The following is a 1,675-nucleotide window of genomic DNA, read 5'->3' on the forward strand; positions in this document are numbered from 1 at the left end:
GGGCGGGCCTCGTCCAGCAGGGTGCCGAGGACCGCGCCAATCTTGTCGGCCGGCATGGGCTTGAAGAAGTGGTAGCCCTGGGCCGCGGTGCAGCCCAGCTCGGCCAGGGCCAGCCGCTGCTCGGCGGTCTCCACCCCCTCGGCCACCACCCGTAGCCCCAGCTCGTGCGCGAGACCGACGGTGGTCCGTACGATGGCCGCCGCCTCCGGCGAGTCGGCCATCCGGATCACGAAGGAGCGGTCCACCTTCAGCTCGTCGACCGCGATCCGGGTGAGGAACGTCAGCGACGAGAAACCGGTGCCGAAGTCGTCCACGGCGAGCTGCACCCCCATCGACCGCAGGGTGGCCAGCACCTCGTCGATGACCTCCAGCTCGCTCATCACCACCGTCTCGGTGATCTCCAGCACCAGCCGGTGCGCCGGCACTTGGTGGCGGCGCAGGGCCTCGGCGATCTCACCGGGCAGCCGAGGGTCCAGCAGGCTGCGCGCGGAGAGGTTCACCGAGATCGGGACGTCCAGCCCCTCCCGGGCCCAGTCGGCGGCGACCGCGAGCGCCTTGTTGAGCACGTACCGGGTGAAGGTGCCGAGCTGTTCGCTGTTCTCCACCGGCCGGATGAACTCGACCGGGCTGAGCCAGCCGCGGCGCGGATGCCGCCAACGGATCAACGCCTCGACCCCGGTCGGCGCCCCGGTGGCCAGGTCCACCGCCGGTTGCAGCGCCAGGACGAGCTGGTCGTCCACCTCGAGCGCCTCGCGCAGCTCGGCGAGCAGGGCGAGCTGGTCGGTGCTCGCCGCGTCGCGGGTGCTGTCGTACCCGGCGACGTTGCCGCCGCCCTCCTTGGCCTGGTACATGGCGATGTCGGCCCGGCGCAGCAGCTCGGTCAGGTCGGCGGCGCCCGCGTCGGCCACGACCACGCCGACGGAGACCTCGACGGACATCCGCACCCCGGCGATCTCGGTGGGCGCGGCCAGCCGCTCGGCGATCTCGCGCGCCTGACGCAGGGCGTACGCCATCGGGGCGTTCCGGTCGCCGACCACCGGCACCGACGTCAACAGCAGCGCGAACTCGTCGCCGCCGAGCCGGCCGAGGAGGTCCCCGGGGCGGGCGAGCGCGCCCAGCCGGTTCGCGGTGAGCCGCAGCAGCTGGTCGCCGGCCACGTGCCCGAGGGTGTCGTTGACCTCCTTGAACTGGTCGATGTCGAGCAGCAAAAGCGCCACCGGGTGGTCGTGCGCGAGCTGCCGCAGCGTCTGGTCTCCCCGGCTGAGCAGGGCCGCCCGGTTCGCCAGGCCGGTCAGCGGGTCGTGCACCGCTTCGTACGACGACCGCGCGGTGACCTGACGCAGCTCGCGGTGCGTCGCCGCATCGTGCAGCGCGGCGGCGAGCGCGTCACCGAACGCGGCCACCGCGTCCCGGTCGCGCCCGACGGGCGGCGCCGACCGGGGGAACCGGACCCGCAGCCGCCCGACCGGCAGGTCGCCGACGGCGAGCGGACGGACGAGCTCGTGCTCCTCGGGCTCCGCGGGCCCGGGTTCGGCGACCTCCCGGTCGACGAGACCACCCGCCGCGTCGCCCCGGTAGCGCCACCAGCTCCCGTCGGCACGGGCCACGTCGACGTCGACCAGCTCGGCGTGGAAGAGGGCGAGCGCGCCGGCGACCGCCGCGCCCGCCACCCCCC

The 1,675-nt window shown here is 74.3% G+C and carries 1 protein-coding gene; it reads right to left on the reverse strand.

The window, feature by feature from the left end; genetic code table 11:
- Positions 1–1,675, reverse strand: a 1,675-nt coding sequence (locus D7044_RS32055) for a putative bifunctional diguanylate cyclase/phosphodiesterase (RefSeq protein ID WP_147434753.1), incomplete at both ends; no start/stop codon positions are given.

Source organism: Micromonospora musae, from assembly GCF_003626635.1.
Taxonomy (GTDB): Bacteria; Actinomycetota; Actinomycetes; order Mycobacteriales; family Micromonosporaceae; genus Micromonospora; species Micromonospora musae.